14 protein-coding genes and 1 pseudogene are annotated in these 14475 nt (G+C 72.4%); 8 read left to right on the forward strand and 7 right to left on the reverse strand.

The window, feature by feature from the left end:
- Positions 1 to 20 precede the first annotated feature (20 nt).
- The gene (locus AB5J55_RS32810; RefSeq protein ID WP_369274070.1) at positions 21 to 1031 is read left to right on the forward strand and encodes an NAD-dependent epimerase/dehydratase family protein; all 1011 of its coding nucleotides are present in this window, start codon (positions 21 to 23) and stop codon (positions 1029 to 1031) included.
- Between the two features lie 31 nt (positions 1032 to 1062).
- Here the strand turns inward: AB5J55_RS32810 and AB5J55_RS32815 are convergent, their stop codons facing one another.
- Complete coding sequence (locus AB5J55_RS32815) at positions 1063 to 2175, reverse strand: sensor histidine kinase (RefSeq protein WP_369274071.1); 1113 nt, start codon at positions 2173 to 2175, stop codon at positions 1063 to 1065.
- 2 nt (positions 2176 to 2177) lie between these two features.
- Complete coding sequence (locus AB5J55_RS32820) at positions 2178 to 2939, reverse strand: response regulator transcription factor (protein WP_369274072.1); 762 nt, start codon at positions 2937 to 2939, stop codon at positions 2178 to 2180.
- A 103-nt stretch (positions 2940 to 3042) separates the two neighbouring features.
- On the opposite strand from AB5J55_RS32820, the pseudogene AB5J55_RS32825 reads away from it, so the two are divergent.
- From AB5J55_RS32825 to AB5J55_RS32850, 6 genes and pseudogenes are all read left to right on the forward strand, one after another.
- A pseudogene (locus AB5J55_RS32825) lies at positions 3043 to 3732 on the forward strand (glycosyltransferase family 2 protein); the annotation flags it as partial.
- A gap of 206 nt (positions 3733 to 3938) precedes the next feature.
- Complete coding sequence (locus tag AB5J55_RS32830; RefSeq protein ID WP_369274073.1) at positions 3939 to 4550, forward strand: DUF2064 domain-containing protein; 612 nt, start codon at positions 3939 to 3941, stop codon at positions 4548 to 4550.
- Positions 4547 to 5428, forward strand: coding sequence for a class I SAM-dependent methyltransferase (locus AB5J55_RS32835; RefSeq protein WP_369274074.1), 882 nt, complete (start codon positions 4547 to 4549; stop codon positions 5426 to 5428). Before AB5J55_RS32830 ends, AB5J55_RS32835 begins: the two co-directional genes overlap by 4 nt.
- 176 nt (positions 5429 to 5604) lie before the next feature.
- A complete protein-coding gene (locus tag AB5J55_RS32840; protein WP_369274075.1) occupies positions 5605 to 6813 on the forward strand; it encodes an ABC transporter ATP-binding protein in 1209 nt (402 codons plus the stop codon).
- On the forward strand, positions 6810 to 7496 hold the full coding sequence (locus tag AB5J55_RS32845; protein WP_369274076.1) for an ABC transporter permease: 687 nt from the start codon (positions 6810 to 6812) through the stop codon (positions 7494 to 7496). Before AB5J55_RS32840 ends, AB5J55_RS32845 begins: the two co-directional genes overlap by 4 nt.
- Positions 7493 to 8161 (forward strand): ABC transporter permease, encoded by a 669-nt coding sequence (locus tag AB5J55_RS32850; protein WP_369274077.1) that lies wholly within the window; start codon positions 7493 to 7495, stop codon positions 8159 to 8161. Before AB5J55_RS32845 ends, AB5J55_RS32850 begins: the two co-directional genes overlap by 4 nt.
- 249 nt (positions 8162 to 8410) lie before the next feature.
- Here the strand turns inward: AB5J55_RS32850 and AB5J55_RS32855 are convergent, their stop codons facing one another.
- The 5 genes from AB5J55_RS32855 to AB5J55_RS32875 all read right to left on the reverse strand — a co-directional run bounded on the left by AB5J55_RS32855 (position 8411) and on the right by AB5J55_RS32875 (position 13160).
- The gene (locus tag AB5J55_RS32855) at positions 8411 to 8827 is read right to left on the reverse strand and encodes a RidA family protein (RefSeq protein ID WP_369274078.1); all 417 of its coding nucleotides are present in this window, start codon (positions 8825 to 8827) and stop codon (positions 8411 to 8413) included.
- Between the two features lie 83 nt (positions 8828 to 8910).
- Positions 8911 to 9513: an ATP/GTP-binding protein gene (locus AB5J55_RS32860; protein ID WP_369274079.1), complete on the reverse strand. Its 603-nt coding sequence runs from the start codon at positions 9511 to 9513 to the stop codon at positions 8911 to 8913.
- Complete coding sequence (locus AB5J55_RS32865; protein WP_369276359.1) at positions 9510 to 9905, reverse strand: DUF742 domain-containing protein; 396 nt, start codon at positions 9903 to 9905, stop codon at positions 9510 to 9512. The genes AB5J55_RS32860 and AB5J55_RS32865 overlap by 4 nt, the downstream gene beginning before the upstream one ends.
- Positions 9906 to 10146: 241 nt before the next feature.
- A complete protein-coding gene (locus tag AB5J55_RS32870; protein ID WP_328421984.1) occupies positions 10147 to 10623 on the reverse strand; it encodes a roadblock/LC7 domain-containing protein in 477 nt (158 codons plus the stop codon).
- Positions 10620 to 13160 carry an ATP-binding protein gene (locus tag AB5J55_RS32875; RefSeq protein WP_369274080.1) on the reverse strand — a complete coding sequence of 847 codons (2541 nt, stop codon included), beginning with the start codon at positions 13158 to 13160 and terminating at the stop codon, positions 10620 to 10622. The genes AB5J55_RS32870 and AB5J55_RS32875 overlap by 4 nt, the downstream gene beginning before the upstream one ends.
- Positions 13161 to 13478: 318 nt before the next feature.
- Between AB5J55_RS32875 and AB5J55_RS32880 the strand changes: the two genes are divergently transcribed.
- Positions 13479 to 14435: an ABC transporter substrate-binding protein gene (locus AB5J55_RS32880; protein WP_369274081.1), complete on the forward strand. Its 957-nt coding sequence runs from the start codon at positions 13479 to 13481 to the stop codon at positions 14433 to 14435.
- Positions 14436 to 14475 lie beyond the last annotated feature (40 nt).

A 14475-nucleotide genomic window follows, 5' to 3' on the forward strand; every position in this document is an offset into this window, starting at 1 on the left:
CGCCGCCCTAGCGTGAGCGCATGCGCGTACTGGTCACCGGCGGTGCCGGTTTCATCGGGTCCCACGTCGTCGAGGCGCTCGAGGCGCACGGGCACGAACCCGTCGTGTACGACGTCCGTCCCGACCCCGAGTCGGACGTACGCAACCCCTACGCCGTCCGCCACGCCCTGACCGGCGTCGACGCCGTGTGCCACCAGGCCGCGATGGTCGGCCTCGGTGCCGGCTTCGCCGACGCCACGGAGTACGTCTCCCGCAACGACCTGGGCACGGCCGTACTCCTGACCGCCATGGCCGACGCGGGCGTACGCCGACTGGTGCTGGCCGGGTCGATGGTGGTGTACGGGGAGGGACGCTACGAGTGCGAGCGGCACGGCGTCGTACGCCCGGGTCCGCGTGCCGTGGCCGATCTCGACGCGGGCCGGTTCGAGCCGCCCTGCCCGGAGTGCGGCGCCGACCTCGCGCCCGGGCTGGTGGCGGAGGACGCCCCGGTCGACCCGCGCAACGTGTACGCGACGACGAAGCTGGCCCAGGAACACCTGGCCGCGGCATGGGCGCGCGCGACGGGCGGCACGGCGGTGTCCCTGCGCTACCACAACGTCTACGGACCGGGCATGCCCCGCGACACCCCCTACGCCGGGGTCGCCTCCTTCTTCCGCTCCGCCCTCGCACGCGGCGAGGCGCCCCGCGTCTTCGAGGACGGCCGCCAGCGGCGGGACTTCGTCCACGTCGGGGATGTGGCGGCCGCCAACGTGACCGCGCTGGAGGCGAGTTCGGCGGCCCTCCCGGAGGGTGCGCTCACGGCGTACAACACCGCCAGCGGCGATCCGCGCACCGTCGGCGAGATGGCCCGCGCGCTCGCGGAGGCGTACGGCGGTCCCGAGCCGGTCGTGACCGGGGAGTACCGGCTGGGCGACGTACGGCACATCACGGCCGACTCGGCGCGGCTGCGCGCGGAGTTGGGCTGGAAGGCCGAGGTGGGGTTCGCCGACGGGATGCGGGAGTTCGCGGTGGCCGGGATGCGAGGGGCGTAGGCTCCCTGAGACCGGTGGTGCTGCCCGCCTTTCAGGAAGCGGCAGCGGGCAGCACCACCTCGAAGCGGCACCCCCCGGGGACGTTCCGTACCGAGGCCCGTCCGGCGTGCGCCTCCACGATGCCCCGCACGATGGCCAGGCCGAGCCCCGCCCCAGCCGGCGGGGTACGCGCGTGGGTGCCGCGCCAGCCGGTGTCGAAGACGCGCGGCAGGTCCTCGTCGGGGATGCCGCCGCAGCCGTCGGTGACGGAGAGGACCACGCCGTCGGCCGAGCGTTCGGCGGCGAGGGCCACGGTGCCGTCGGCGGGCGTCCGACGGATCGCGTTCACCAGCAGATTGCCCAGCACCCGGCTCATCTCCTTGCCGTCCACCTCGACGGGCACCGGTTCGATCCGCTCGCCGACCAGCCGTACGCCGCACTCGCGGGCCAGCGGGTCGGCGCCCGCGAGCGCGTCGCCGACCAAGTCGTACAGAGAGATCCGGCTCGTGCTCAGCGCCAGCGTCCCCGCGTGGATGCGGGAGAGTTCGAAGAGGTCGCCCACCATGCCGTTGAGCCGCTCGACCTCCATGCGGATCTGCTTGAGATAGCGGTCGGGATCGGCGGCGACCCCGTCCTCCAGTGCCTCCGCCATCGCGCGCAGGCCGGCCAGCGGGGTGCGCAGATCGTGGGAGATCCAGGCGACGAGTTCACGCCGGGAGGACTCAAGCGCCCGCTCACGGTCCCGCGACTCGGCGAGCTTGGCGCTGGTCGCCTCCAACTCGCGGCTCAGCGCGGCGAGTTCGGCGGTGGCGACGCCGCCGGGCGAGGTGAAGTCGCCGCCGTCGCCGAAGGAGCGGGCGGCGAGCGCGAGGGCGTGGCTGCGGGCGGCGACCCAGCGGCCGAGCAGCAGGGCGGTGGCCAGGGAGACCAAGGCGGCCATGGCGACGACGGTCGTGACGACGGACAGATCGTGCCCGTTCAGGAACATCGCCTGCGCGACGGCGAGCGTGCCCGCGAGCATCGCGGTGATGCCGACACCGGCGACCACGGCGAGGTGCACGATGAGCGAGCGGCGCCGGATCAGCAGCAGCACGCACGCGCCGAGCACTCCGGCCGCGGCGGCGCCGAGGAAGGCGAAGAGGGCGATCAGGAGGGTGTCGCGCATGGTCACGCCTCCCCGTCGGGAGCGGGGTCGGGGGTGGCGGTGCCGGTCGCGTCGAAGCGGTAGCCGACGCCCCACACGGTCTGGATGAGCTGGGGCCTGGCGGGGTCGTCCTCCACCTTGCCGCGCAGCCGGCGGACATGGACGGTGACGGTCGACAGGTCGCCGAAGTCCCAGCCCCACACCTCGCGCATCAGGTCCTCGCGGCTGAAGACCCGGCCGGGGTGCCGCAGGAAGAACGCGAGGAGGTCGAACTCGCGGATGGTGAGGGCGAGTTCGGCGCGGTTCTTGGTGGCGCGGCGGGCCGCCGGTTCCACCGAGAGGCCGGCCGCGCGCAGGGTGCCCTGCGGCTGGGCGGGGCCGGGGCGGGTGCGGCGGAGCACCGACTCGACGCGCAGGACGAGTTCGCGGGGGCTGAAGGGCTTGGTGACGTAGTCGTCGGCGCCGACCTCGAGGCCGAGGATGCGGTCGTCCTCGTCGCCGCGCGCGGTGAGCATGATGACCGGCACGGGCCCCTGGCCGCGCATCCGGCGGCACACCTCCAGGCCGTCCATGCCGGGCAGCATCAGGTCCAGGACGACGAGGTCCGGCCAGTGCGCGGCGGCCCGGGCGAGGGCTTCGGGGCCGTCTCCGGCGCGGTCCACGACGTACCCGGCGCGGTCGAGGTAGCCCGAGACGACTTCGGCGACGGTGGGGTCGTCGTCGACGACGAGAACTCTGGCCCCGGGCCCGGCCCCGGCCTGCGGGTGCGGCTGTTGCTGCTCCATGCCGCCAGCCTCGCACCCCGGGCGCGCATGTGCCGCCGCCGGGGCCCGACGTCCGTGTTTCGTAAGGAGCGGTAGTCCGAAATGCCCGTTTCAGGCTCGTAGGGTGAAAGCCGTGACGACCCCATCCGCAGCAGCGAATGAACCCCGCACGGCGTCCGTCGACGTCGTGCTTCCCTGTCTCGACGAGGCCGACGCCCTGCCCTGGGTCCTGGAGCGGATCCCGCAAGGCTGGCGGGCGCTCGTCGTGGACAACGGTTCCACCGACGGCTCGGCCGCTGTCGCACGCGAGCTGGGCGCGACGGTCGTACACGAGGAACGACGCGGTTTCGGCGCCGCGTGTCATGCGGGGCTTACCGCCGCCACGGCCGACATCGTCTGCTTCTGCGACTGCGATGCCTCGCTCGACCCTGGCGGCCTGGTGCCCTTCGTGCGCCGTATCGAGGCCGATGAGGCCGACCTCATCCTGGGCCGGCGCCGCCCCGCGTCCCGCGGCACCTGGCCGCCGCACGCCCGCGCCGGCAACCTCGCCCTGACCCACCTCCTCCACCGCCGCACCGGTCTGCGTCTGCACGACCTGGGCCCCCTCCGCGCCGCCCGCCGCGACCGCCTCCTCGCCCTCGACCTCACCGACCGCCGCAGCGGCTACCCCCTCCAGATGGTCGTCCGCGCCGCCGACGCGGGCTGGCGCATCGCCGAGTACGACGTCCCGTACCTGCCCCGCACGGGCGCGTCGAAGGTGACGGGGACCTGGCGGGGGACTTGGCAGGCGGTGCGGGACATGAGCCGGGTGTTGGGGGAGGGCGACGGGGGTGCGGGGGTGGGTGCGCGGGCCGGCGGGCCAGGCGGGTCCGGTGCCGAGCCCGCCCCGCACAGCGGGACGCACGCCGAGCCCGACCCGCACAGCGGGACCGTTGCCAAGTCCGTTGCCCGTGCCGAAGCCGAGTCCGCCGAGCGTTCCCGGACCCGGCCCGGCGCCGCCCCGTCGAAAGGAAGCCGCTCGTGACCACGCTCCTCGTCATCGCCAAGGAGCCCCGACCGGGCCGGGTGAAGACCAGGCTGACCCCTCCCTTCACGCCCGAGGAGGCGGCCGTGCTTGCCGAGGCGGCCCTCGTGGACACGCTGGACGCCGTGGCGCGGACGCCGGCCCGGCGCCGGGTGCTGGTCCTGGACGGGACGCCGGGCCCATGGCTGCCGCCCGGCTTCGACGTCGTACGGCAGTGCGCGGGCGGCCTCGACGAACGGCTGGCGCAAGCCTTCGCGGGGTGTGACGGCCCGGCCCTGCTCATCGGCATGGACACCCCGCACGTGACGCCGGAGTTGCTGACGGTGGACTGGTCGGGCTGCGACGCGTACTTCGGCCCGGCCGAGGACGGCGGCTTCTGGGCGCTCGGCATGGCCGAACCGGACCCGGCACGGCTGCGCGGCGTCCCGATGTCGACGCCACGGACCGGTGCCCTACAGCGGGCCCGGCTCGCGGGTCTGCGCGTGCGCGACCTGCCGTGCCTGCGGGACGTCGACACGGCGTACGACGCCGACCTGGTGGCCGCGGCGGCACCGGGCGGACGCTTCGCAACAGTGCTGGCGCACCTCAGCCCGACGGCGGACCGATGAGCGCTCCGCACGAGACGACGACGGCAAGGATCGCCCGCCAGGCGGACCCGGTCACGATCCACCACCCGGACACCGCCACCGGCAGCCGCCCACGGGGGACTTCGTCCGAGTCCGGCACGGCCGTGAGCGCAGCCCTCGGCACCGACGGCCGCCCGTCACGCCTCCCGGTCGAGGCCGGCACCCCGCACCTGCGCCCCGGCTCGACTCGCCCTCATGCCCCAAGAGCCGCCTGGTCCGCCGACCCCTACGCGCGTGCCCTCCGTGCCGGTCGGGGGCCCCTCTTTCTGCGGCGTACCGACGGCTGGCTGCTGCCGCTCGACGTGGAGCGGTGGTGTGCGGATGCCGATGCGGTGGATCTGGAGGTGCTGCGGCGCTGTGAGGGGGCGGTGCTGGACGTCGGGTGCGGGCCCGGGCGGCTGGTGGCGGCGTTGGGTCTGCAGGGTCGGCGCGTGCTCGGCATCGACGTCAGCGAGGTCGCTGTCGCGTGCACGCTGCGGCTCGGGGGACCGGCGTTGCGCCGCTCCGTCTTCGACTCGCTGCCCGGCGAGGGCCGGTGGGGCACCGCCCTGCTCATCGACGGCAACATCGGCATCGGCGGAGACCCGGCGGCGCTGCTCGACCGGATGGCCCAACTTCTGCTCCCCGGCGGCCTGTTGATCGCCGAGACCGTGCCGGACCTGGACCTCGACGAACGCGTCCACGTCCACGTCACCGACGCCGGTGGCCCCTCGGGCGCCCCCTTCCCCTGGGCTCGACTGGGCACCCCCGCCCTGCTGCGGTACGCGGAGCGCGCCGACTGGGGTGCCGTCGATCAGTGGGTGGCGGGCGGCCGTTCCTTCGTCGCCCTGCGCAGCAGCGGAGTCGGCCGGCAGCGATGACGGAGTAGCGCCGTAGGGCAGTAGCGCCGTAGCGCTGTAGTGCAACGATCTCGCCTGCACGGAGCCGGTCCAGTCCACAGTCCCGCAACACGGGACGTCTAGACTCTCCCCTCAACGGCCCGGACCCGTGGTCAAAAGCGGGCGAAATCTGCCAGACCCGAAGGGTATTCGGCGTTTTGATACGGATAGATTCAGTCACCAAGCGGTATCCGGACGGCACGGTGGCGGTCGACCAACTCTCCCTGGAGATACCCGACCGCTCGATCACCGTCCTCGTCGGACCGTCGGGCTGCGGCAAGACGACCACCCTGCGGATGATCAACCGGATGGTCGAGCCCAGCGAGGGCACCATCCTCCTCGACGACGTGGACATCCAGCAGCAGCCGGTCAACACCCTGCGCCGGTCCATGGGGTACGTCATCCAGAACGCCGGCCTCTTCCAGCACCGCACGATCATCGACAACATCGCCACGGTGCCCCGCATGCTCGGCTGGGGCAAGGAGAGGTCCCGGGCGCGGGCGCGGGAGCTGATGGAGCGGGTCGGCCTCGACGGGGCACTCGCCAAGCGGTACCCGTACCAGCTCTCCGGCGGCCAGCAGCAGCGCGTCGGCGTGGCCCGGGCACTCGCGGCGGATCCGCCGGTGCTGCTGATGGACGAGCCCTTCTCGGCCGTCGACCCCGTGGTCCGCAAAGGTCTGCAGGACGAACTCCTCCGCATCCAGGAGGAGTTGGGCAAGACCATCGTCTTCGTCACCCATGACATCGACGAGGCAGTCAAGCTCGGCACGATGGTCGCCGTGATGCGCACGGGCGGCAAGCTCGCCCAGTTCGCACCGCCGGCCGAGCTGCTGACCCACCCCGCGGACGAGTTCGTGGAGGACTTCCTCGGCGCGGACCGGGGCATCCGGCGGCTGTCGTTCTTCCCCTCGGCGGGCCTGGCGCTGCTGACCGAGCCCATCGTGGCCGTCGACGCGAGCGCCGAGCAGATCACCGCCGCCGGCACGGCCGACGCGCCGTATCTCCTGGTCACCGACCCGGACGGCAAGCCCCTCGGCTGGGGCGAGCCGCAGGAACTCACCGCCGGGGAGATCGAGGCCGGCCGACTCCTGCCGTACGGACGCCCGTTCGTGACCGGCACCGACTCGCTGCGGGCCGCCCTCGACTGTGCCGTGCTCTCGCCCACCGGGTGGGCCGTCGCCGTGGACGCCGACGGCCGGGCCACCGGGGTCGTCTCGCAGCAGACCATCGGCGAGGCCATCCGCGGTGCCCACGCGGAGCGGCGAGCGGACGACGGCAGGGCCGGGGAGTCGGCCCGGGCGACCAAGGACTCCGGGAAGCCCGGAAAGACCGGGACGACCGGGACGACCGAGAAGGTCGCGCCATGACCGAGCTTTTCGACATGCCCAGCGACCTCCAGAACAGCTACTTCGGACTGGTCGGCCTGCACCTGCGCGAGGCACTGATCCCCGTGCTCGCCGGGCTGCTCGTGGCACTGCCCGTCGCCCAGCTGTGCGTGCGGGTGCGCTGGCTGTACCCGCCGGTGCTGTGGGTGACGACCGTGCTGTACGCCATCCCCTCGCTCGCCTTCTTCGTCATCCTCATCGACTACACCGGCCTGAGCGAGATCACGGTGATGATCCCGTTGGCCGTCTACAGCCTGGTGGTGCTGGTCCCGGCCATCGTGGACGGTGTGCGGTCGGTGCCGCAGGAGACACTGGCCGCGGCCACCGCCATGGGCTTCGGGCCCGTACGACGCTACCTCCAGGTGCAGTTGCCGATCGCGGCGCCCGCGATCATCGCCGGACTGCGGGTCGCGTCCGTGTCGAGCGTCTCTCTCGTCAGCGTCGGCATGCTCATCGGCAACGCGGGAGCCCTCGGCAACCTGCTCAACAGCGGCCTGATCTACAACCAGCCCCGCCTGGTGTGGCTCTCCGTGGTGGGCACGGCCGTCCTCGCCATCCTCGTGGACGCCGTCCTGATCGGGCTGCGTCTGCTCCTGACGCCCTGGATGCCGCGCGGCACCCGTAAGAACGCGCGCCCGCTCGCCGTGAAGGAGGCCGCCCGGTGAACGTCCTGAACTTCATCAACTCCTTCTTCAGCGACAGCGCGCACTGGCAGGGCTACGACGGCATCCCCGCGCGACTCACCGAGCACGTCCAGTACACGCTGCTGGCACTCGGCATCGCCGCCGCGGTCGGACTGCCGGTCGGCCTGCTCACGGGCCACACCGGGCGCGGCGGCAACGCGCTCGCCCTCATCGCCACCTCCGCCCGGGCGCTGCCCAGCTTCGGCCTGATGGTGCTGATGTTCATCCTGCTGGGCCTGGGCATGGCCCCCGTCATGATCCCGCTGGTCGTGCTCGCCATCCCGCCCATCCTCGTCACCACCTACGAGGCCATGCGCTCCGTCGACCCCGCGCCGGTGGACGCCGCTCGCGGCATGGGCATGGCCGAGACCGGGGTCCTGTTCCGGGTCGAACTGCCCGTGGCCCTCCCGCTGATCCTCAGCGGCCTGCGCTCGGCGGCCATCCAGATCGTCTCGACCGCCACCATCGCCGCGTACGTCAGCTTCGGCGGCCTCGGCCGCTACATCATCGACGGCCTCTACCAGCGCAACTACGAGAAGGTCGTCGGCGGCGCCACCCTGGTCGCCGCCATGGCACTCACGACGCTGGCGCTGTTCTGGGCGGTGGCGCGGTTCGCGGTCTCACCGGGGGTGCGCAGGCGCGGCTAGCCACGCACCCACGGTCCGCAGGCTCGCCTAGGCCCTGTCGTTTGGATCATCTCGGCGTCGCGGGCCCCGGCACGCACATCTGCCGCGTTGTCGTCGGTCGCCGACTCCCCCACTCCCGACATCGCTCGAGCGGGGGTACCCCCATCGCGTCCACTCCCTCCACCGCCTTGCAGCTGCACGCACCAGACCCCGCTCGGGTCCGCCAAGAGGAACCGATCCGCACAGCCGAGCTGATCCAAACGACAGGGCCTAGCCCCGCGGGGACGGCCGTACGGCGACCGCGTCGATCTCGAACAGCATGCCCGGCAGCGCGAGCGAGGCGACGCCGCTCAGGGGCTGGGCGGGCAGGCGGTCGCCGAACCGGGCGTGCAGCGCCTTGCCGATGGCCTCCAGCTTGGCCGCGTCGTGGTCGACGACGAAGGTGCCCAGGCGGACGACGTGCTCGTAGCCTAGGCCGACGCCCTCCAGCGCCGAGCGCAGCCGGTCGAGGGCCAGCTCCACCTGGGCCGGGAAGTCGCCCGGCACGGGTGCGCCGTTGCCGTCGGAGGCGTACTGGCCTGCGATGAAGACGAGTTCGCCGGGCGCCGAGACGGCGTGGCTGTAGCTCAGCGGGGTCGGGTCGTGCAGGGCGGGCGGGTTGGTGATCGTGCGCTCGTCGAGGCTCATGCCTTCCCAACCCGCTTGCGGGCGCGGGCATTCCGCGTCCGCCGCCTCTCCAGCGCCCGCCGCCCGCCGCCCGCCGCCCGCCGTCAGTTCTCCGTGCGCGCCAGCGCCAGTTCCAGTACGACGAGCAGGGCGTCGCGGACCGAGCCGCGTTCGCGGGCGTCGAAGACGACGACCGGGACGCCGTCGGTGACGTCGAGGGCCCAGCGGATCTCCTCCAGCGTGTGCTCGACCTTGCCGTCGAAGGCGTTGGCGGCCACCGCGAAGGGGATGCCCTTGTGCTCGAAGTAGTCGACGGCGGCGTAGCAGTCGTCGAGCCGGCGCGTGTCCACGATGACGAGCCCGCCGACCGCGCCCTCGACGATGTCGTCCCACATGAACCCGAACCGCTCCTGCCCGGGCGTGCCGAACAGATACAGCTTCAGGGTGGGGTCGATGGTGAGGCAGCCGAAGTCCATGGCCACGGTGGTCGTCGTCTTGCGGGGTGTGTGCGTGAGGTCGTCCACGCCCGCCGCGACCTCCGTGATCGCGGCCTCGGTGGTCAGCGGCTCGATCTCGGATATGGCGCCCACGGTGGTGGTCTTGCCCACGCCGAAGCCGCCGGCGATCACCATCTTGACCGGCAGCGGCGGTCGTACGGTGGGCGGCGGCGCGGCGGACGCGCCGGCGGCCGGTTCAGTCGTCGTCACGGAGTGACCCCTCGTGAGTCGGGTATGGCGCGCAGGCCGTCGATGACCCTGCGCAGGACGGATGCGTCGTGGATGACGCCGGAGTCGGGCACGTGCACCGTCAACTGCCCGGCGGCGCGCAGGTCCTCGGCGAGGACGCGCACCACGTTGAGGTGCAGCCGCAGCCGGGCCGCGATCTCCGCGATGGACTGCGGCAGCCGGCAGACGGCGACGATGTCGTGCTCCTCGAACGCCAGCCGGTCCAGCGCGTCGAGCCCCTCGGTGGTGGCCACCACCTGCGTCTCAACGGGCATCGACCGCCCGTCGGCATCGGCCACGACCCGCCCGGCGGTCACCAGGAAGGGCCGCACGGCGGATGCGGGACCGACCGACTGCGACCCACCGGGATCCACCGCGTCGGGCTGCGGCCCGTCGAGGTCCGGCCCGTCAGGCGTCAACGCGTCGAGGTCTGGCCTGTCGAGGTCGGACTCATCGAGGTTCGGCCCGTCAGGCTTCAGCCCGTCGAAGTCCGGACCATCGTGGTCAGGGCCGTCGGGGCTCGGCGCTGGGGTGCCGTCCGCCATGGCGTTGTCCGTCCTCCTCGGCCGGGTGCCTTGCCGCTCGCCGGGGCTCCCGGGTACCTTCCCGGCGCGGTCAGCGGGGCGACGTGGCGCCGACGCTGTTCTTCAGCTCCAGTACGAGCTGCGGGCTGAGGGCGGAACCGGCGCGGTTGGCGAACACGGTCATCTCGTAGGCGATGTTGCCCAGCTTGGCCTCCTTGTCGGTGACGACGCCGAGTACGGCGCCGCTGCCGATCGTGGAGACCAGGACGTGGCCGCCCTCCAGGTCGATGATGACCTTGTTGAGGCCGCCGAGGCCGTAGTTGCCGGAGGCGCCGGCGGCCAGGCTGGTGATGCCGGAGACGATCGCGGCGAGCCGCTCGGAGTCGGCGTGCTCCCGCAGCTCGGACACGGCGATGAGGAGGCCGTCGGACGAGACGGCGATGGCGTCCACGACACCGGCCGTCTCCTTCGCGAAGCGATTCAGCAGCCACGTGAAGTCGGCTGCGGCGGCCTGCAGTTCGGCCGGGGTGGGGCCTCCCGCCGGGGTGCCACCTGTCGACGTGCTCACTGCTCCGCTCCTTCCGGGGGGTCGTTCTGGTCTTGCGTATGGGGGGCTGGGGTTGTCGCTGGGGCGGATTGCGCTCGGGTGCCGCCGTCACCACCGTCACCGCCGTTCCGGCTGTCGCGATGCGCGCGCTCCACGGCGGCCTCGAACTCGTCGAGCGCGGCCCGCACGGCCTCCGCGTCCAGCGTCCGCGCGGTATGCCGCACCGGCGTCTGCCGCTCGGAGGCCTCGACGGTCGTACGCAGGGTCGCACCGCGGACGCGGCGACGCAGAGGGCGGGCCGCCGGCACCGAGGGGTCCGGCTGGTCGGCCCGGGCGTGATCGGCGGATGCTGTGGGAGGGACGGCCGGCGTCCCGTCCGGAGCGGGCCCGCGCTGCGCGACACGGCGGGGGAGGGGCCGCAACCCGTCGGGGTCCGGAGCGTCGTCCGGCCGTACGGCATCCCCCCGCACGGCGGCTGAGGGCCGAGGGCCGGTGGCCGCACCCGCACGGCCCCCGTGCTCGGCCTTCGTCACGTCGGCCGCCTTCGGCCCCGAGCCCGAGCCACCGCCGGCCACCGCAGCCAAGGCCGCCGTAGCCGTCGACCCCGTGGTGCTCCCCGTCACCAGCAGCGACGACGGCACCGTCACCTCGGCCGTCACACCGCCGCCCGGCGTGCGGGAGAGCGTGACCGCGACCTCCCAGCGGCGCGCGAGGGTGCCGACCACGAACAGGCCGAGGACCTTCGTCGGTACGAGGTCGAGCCGCTCGCGGCGGATCAGGCGGGCGTTCTCCTCGTCGAGGCGTTCGGGGGCCATGCCCAGGCCGTGGTCGGAGACGACGATCACCGCGTCGTCGCCGGAGGCCGCCACCGTCACCTCGACCGGGCTGCCCTCGGGCGAGAACGACACCGCGTTCTCCAGGAGTTCGGCGATCATCAGCGTCAGGTCGCCGATGACCTCCGGCTCCACCACTGCCTCGGTCCGCGCGCGCAGTTCCACGCGCTGGTAGCCCTCGATCTGGCCGAGCGCGGCGCGTACGACGTTGGTGAGCGCGGTGGGACCGGAGTCCAGGACCGCCTCGTGGATGCCGGCGAGCAGCATCAGGCTGTCGGCGTTGCGGCGCAGCCGGACCGCGATGTGGTCGATGGAGTACAGCCGCTCGAGGAGGGCCGGATCGGTCTCGCCCCGCTCCACCGCGTCGATCAGGGCGAGCTGGCGCGTGGTGAGGTTGCTGACCCGGCGCCCGACGTTGCCGAACATCTCGGCGACGTTGCGCCGGCTGAGCACCTGCCGTTCCAGCAGTGCGGCCGCCATGGTCTGCACCTGGTTGAACGTCTCGGCGAGTTCGCCGATCTCGTCGCGGGCGGTGACCGGCATCGCGCGCAGCCGCGGCGGACCGTCGTCCTCGGCGTCGTCGTCGGCCACCCGGGCCAGCTCGCGTTCGGCGACCTCGGCGACCTGCCGCGCGGCACCCGTGAGGGCCTGCACCGGGCGGACCACCGAGCGGCGCACCAGCATCGCGAGGACCAGCCAGACGGCGAGGCCGAGCAGGGCGAGCCCCAGCAGCAGCACCGCGCGCCACGCCGCCTTGTCGGACGCGCTCTCCGCCTGGTCGGCGATCTGGCCGATGAGCGAGGTGGTGATCGCCAGCCGCGTTTTGGCCTGGTCACGATAGGCGGGGTAGGAGTCGAGCGCCGCGTCGAGGGACCTGCGGATCTCCGCGGGCGAGCCGCCCTGGGCGGCGCCGGGGTCGATCTGCAGCTCGGCGAACTGCCGGCTGATGACGCTCTGCGCGGCGGTGTACTTGATCCCCGCGAGCTGCGCGGCCTGGGCGTCGGTGGCGAACCGGGAGAAACGTTCGGCCTGATGGGTGTACTCGTCGTAGGAGCCGACCGCGCCGATGAACTCGATGAGGGCGTTGGAGTCGCCGGTCGACGCGGAGAACACGCCGGTCTCGAAGGCACTGTGGGCGGCGCCCGCGCGCAGCAGCGAGTCCAGCAGATTGCCGGTGAAGGCCGTCGCGAGGTCGGGGTTGCGGTCCAGGCCCAGGCCGTCGATCAGGTTCTGCGCGGCGTGGGTGTACGCGGGGTCGATGTTCTCGGCGGGCAGATACCCCTGCTCGATGGTGTCACGCAGACTGCTCAGGCCCTCGACTCCCCGCAGCGCCTGTGCCTCGGTCTCCGGCAGCCGTTCCCCGAAGGCGTCGCGCACCTGCTCGACCTGGGAGTCCACGAGGGACTGCGCCGTGCGGTAGGCGGCGGACGAGGGCGCGTCGCCCTCGGAGGCCTCGTGCCGTACGGAGAGCAGGACGGCCTGCTGGTGCTCGGACGCCAGCCGGTCGGCGAGGGTGGCGACCTCGGTGCTCTCCCGGACCAGCCGGGCGGCGTCGGCGGCGTCACGTGACTGCGCGGTCTGGTCGGCTATGAGGTAGGCGAGAAGGACCGCTACCACGGTCAGCGGCACACCGACGAGAAGGTTGAGCTTGCGCCTGAAGGGCCAGCGGTCGGCCAAACCGCGTAGACGACGTGGGCGCTGAGCGCCCACCTCGTTCGTGGACACCGAGTTGCCTCCTTCGTGGGCGTCACACGGCGCGCGAGGTCTCACGTGACCGTTGTTGACCGGTATCGCCCCCGCCAACGTCCGGGACACTACCGCCTCTTGCCTTTCGAGACCGGAACTGTACGTCAAGAATCCGTTACAACACCCTCCGCCCCAACCGTCCCCCCTTCACATCGGGGCACAAGCGACCATTGTTCGAGGCCAATCGGTGACCGGATTGCTCTTGACTGGGACAGAACCGGCTGGATTGGATCAGTGGAGAGCTCTGCCCAGACCTCGGGGTCGGCCCGCCAACCCCCACAAACCGGAACGGGAATCGTGACTTCCACCGCCGCAAGCAGTAGGTCCTTCAGGAACCATCCCGGCGTGGCCGCCGTCGCGCTCGCCGCCACGGCGGCGCTGTTGGCGGGATGTTCCTCCTCCGACGACAAGTCCGACCCGCTGGCCGGGGACAAGCCGAGCGGCGACACCGTGGTCGTCGGCTCGAACAACTTCGCCGAGAGCATCCTGCTCGCCGACATCTACGGCGAGGCCCTCAAGGCCAAGGGCATCAAGGTCACCTACAAGCCCAACATCGGCAGCCGCGAGACGACTTACGGTCTGCTGAAGAACGGCTCCATCACGGTCCTGCCGGAGTACAACGGCTCGCTGCTCGCCTACCTCGACAGCAAGGCGGAGCAGAAGTCGGCCGACGCCGTGAACGCCGCGGTCAAGGGCAAGCTGGACGCGAAGCTGACGCTGCTGGAGTCCTCGCCGGCCGAGGACAAGGACTCCGTCAGCATCAACGCCGAGACGGCGAAGAAGTACAAGCTGACGGCCGAGTCCAGCCTCGAGGACCTCAAGGACATCGCCCCGGACCTGGTGATCGGCGGCTCGCCCGAGTTCCAGACCCGGCACCAGGGCCTGGAGGGCCTGGAGTCCGAGTACGGCCTGAAGTTCAAGTCCTTCAAGGCGCTGGACGCGGGCGGCCCGCTCACCCAGGCGGCGCTGACGAAGAACACCGTGCAGGCCGCGGACATCTTCACCACCGACCCGACCATCACCAAGGAGGGCTTCGTCGTCCTGAAGGACCCGAAGAACCTCTTCGGCTTCGCCAACGTGACCCCGCTCGTATACAAGAGCGGCCTCTCCCAGGAGGGCGTCGAAGCGCTCAACGCGGTCTCGGCCAAGCTGGACACCAAGACGCTCCTCGACCTGGACTCCCAGGTGCAGCTGGAGAGCAAGGACCCGCTGGACGTGGCGAAGGCCTGGCTGAAGTCGGCCGGCCTCAGCTGACGCAGCCGGGGTGGGGGTGGTGGCCTGCCGGTGCCGCCCC

This window comes from Streptomyces sp. R11 (assembly GCF_041051905.1).
Taxonomy (GTDB): Bacteria; Actinomycetota; Actinomycetes; order Streptomycetales; family Streptomycetaceae; genus Streptomyces.

Coding starts and splice junctions, on each gene's coding strand:
- AB5J55_RS32810 (WP_369274070.1), top strand. CDS start 21: ATGCGCGTACTGGTCACCGGCGGTGCCGGTTTCATCGGGTCCCACGTC.
- AB5J55_RS32815 (WP_369274071.1), bottom strand. CDS start 2,175: ATGCGCGACACCCTCCTGATCGCCCTCTTCGCCTTCCTCGGCGCCGCC.
- AB5J55_RS32820 (WP_369274072.1), bottom strand. CDS start 2,939: ATGGAGCAGCAACAGCCGCACCCGCAGGCCGGGGCCGGGCCCGGGGCC.
- AB5J55_RS32835 (WP_369274074.1), top strand. CDS start 4,547: ATGAGCGCTCCGCACGAGACGACGACGGCAAGGATCGCCCGCCAGGCG.
- AB5J55_RS32845 (WP_369274076.1), top strand. CDS start 6,810: ATGACCGAGCTTTTCGACATGCCCAGCGACCTCCAGAACAGCTACTTC.
- AB5J55_RS32855 (WP_369274078.1), bottom strand. CDS start 8,827: ATGAGCCTCGACGAGCGCACGATCACCAACCCGCCCGCCCTGCACGAC.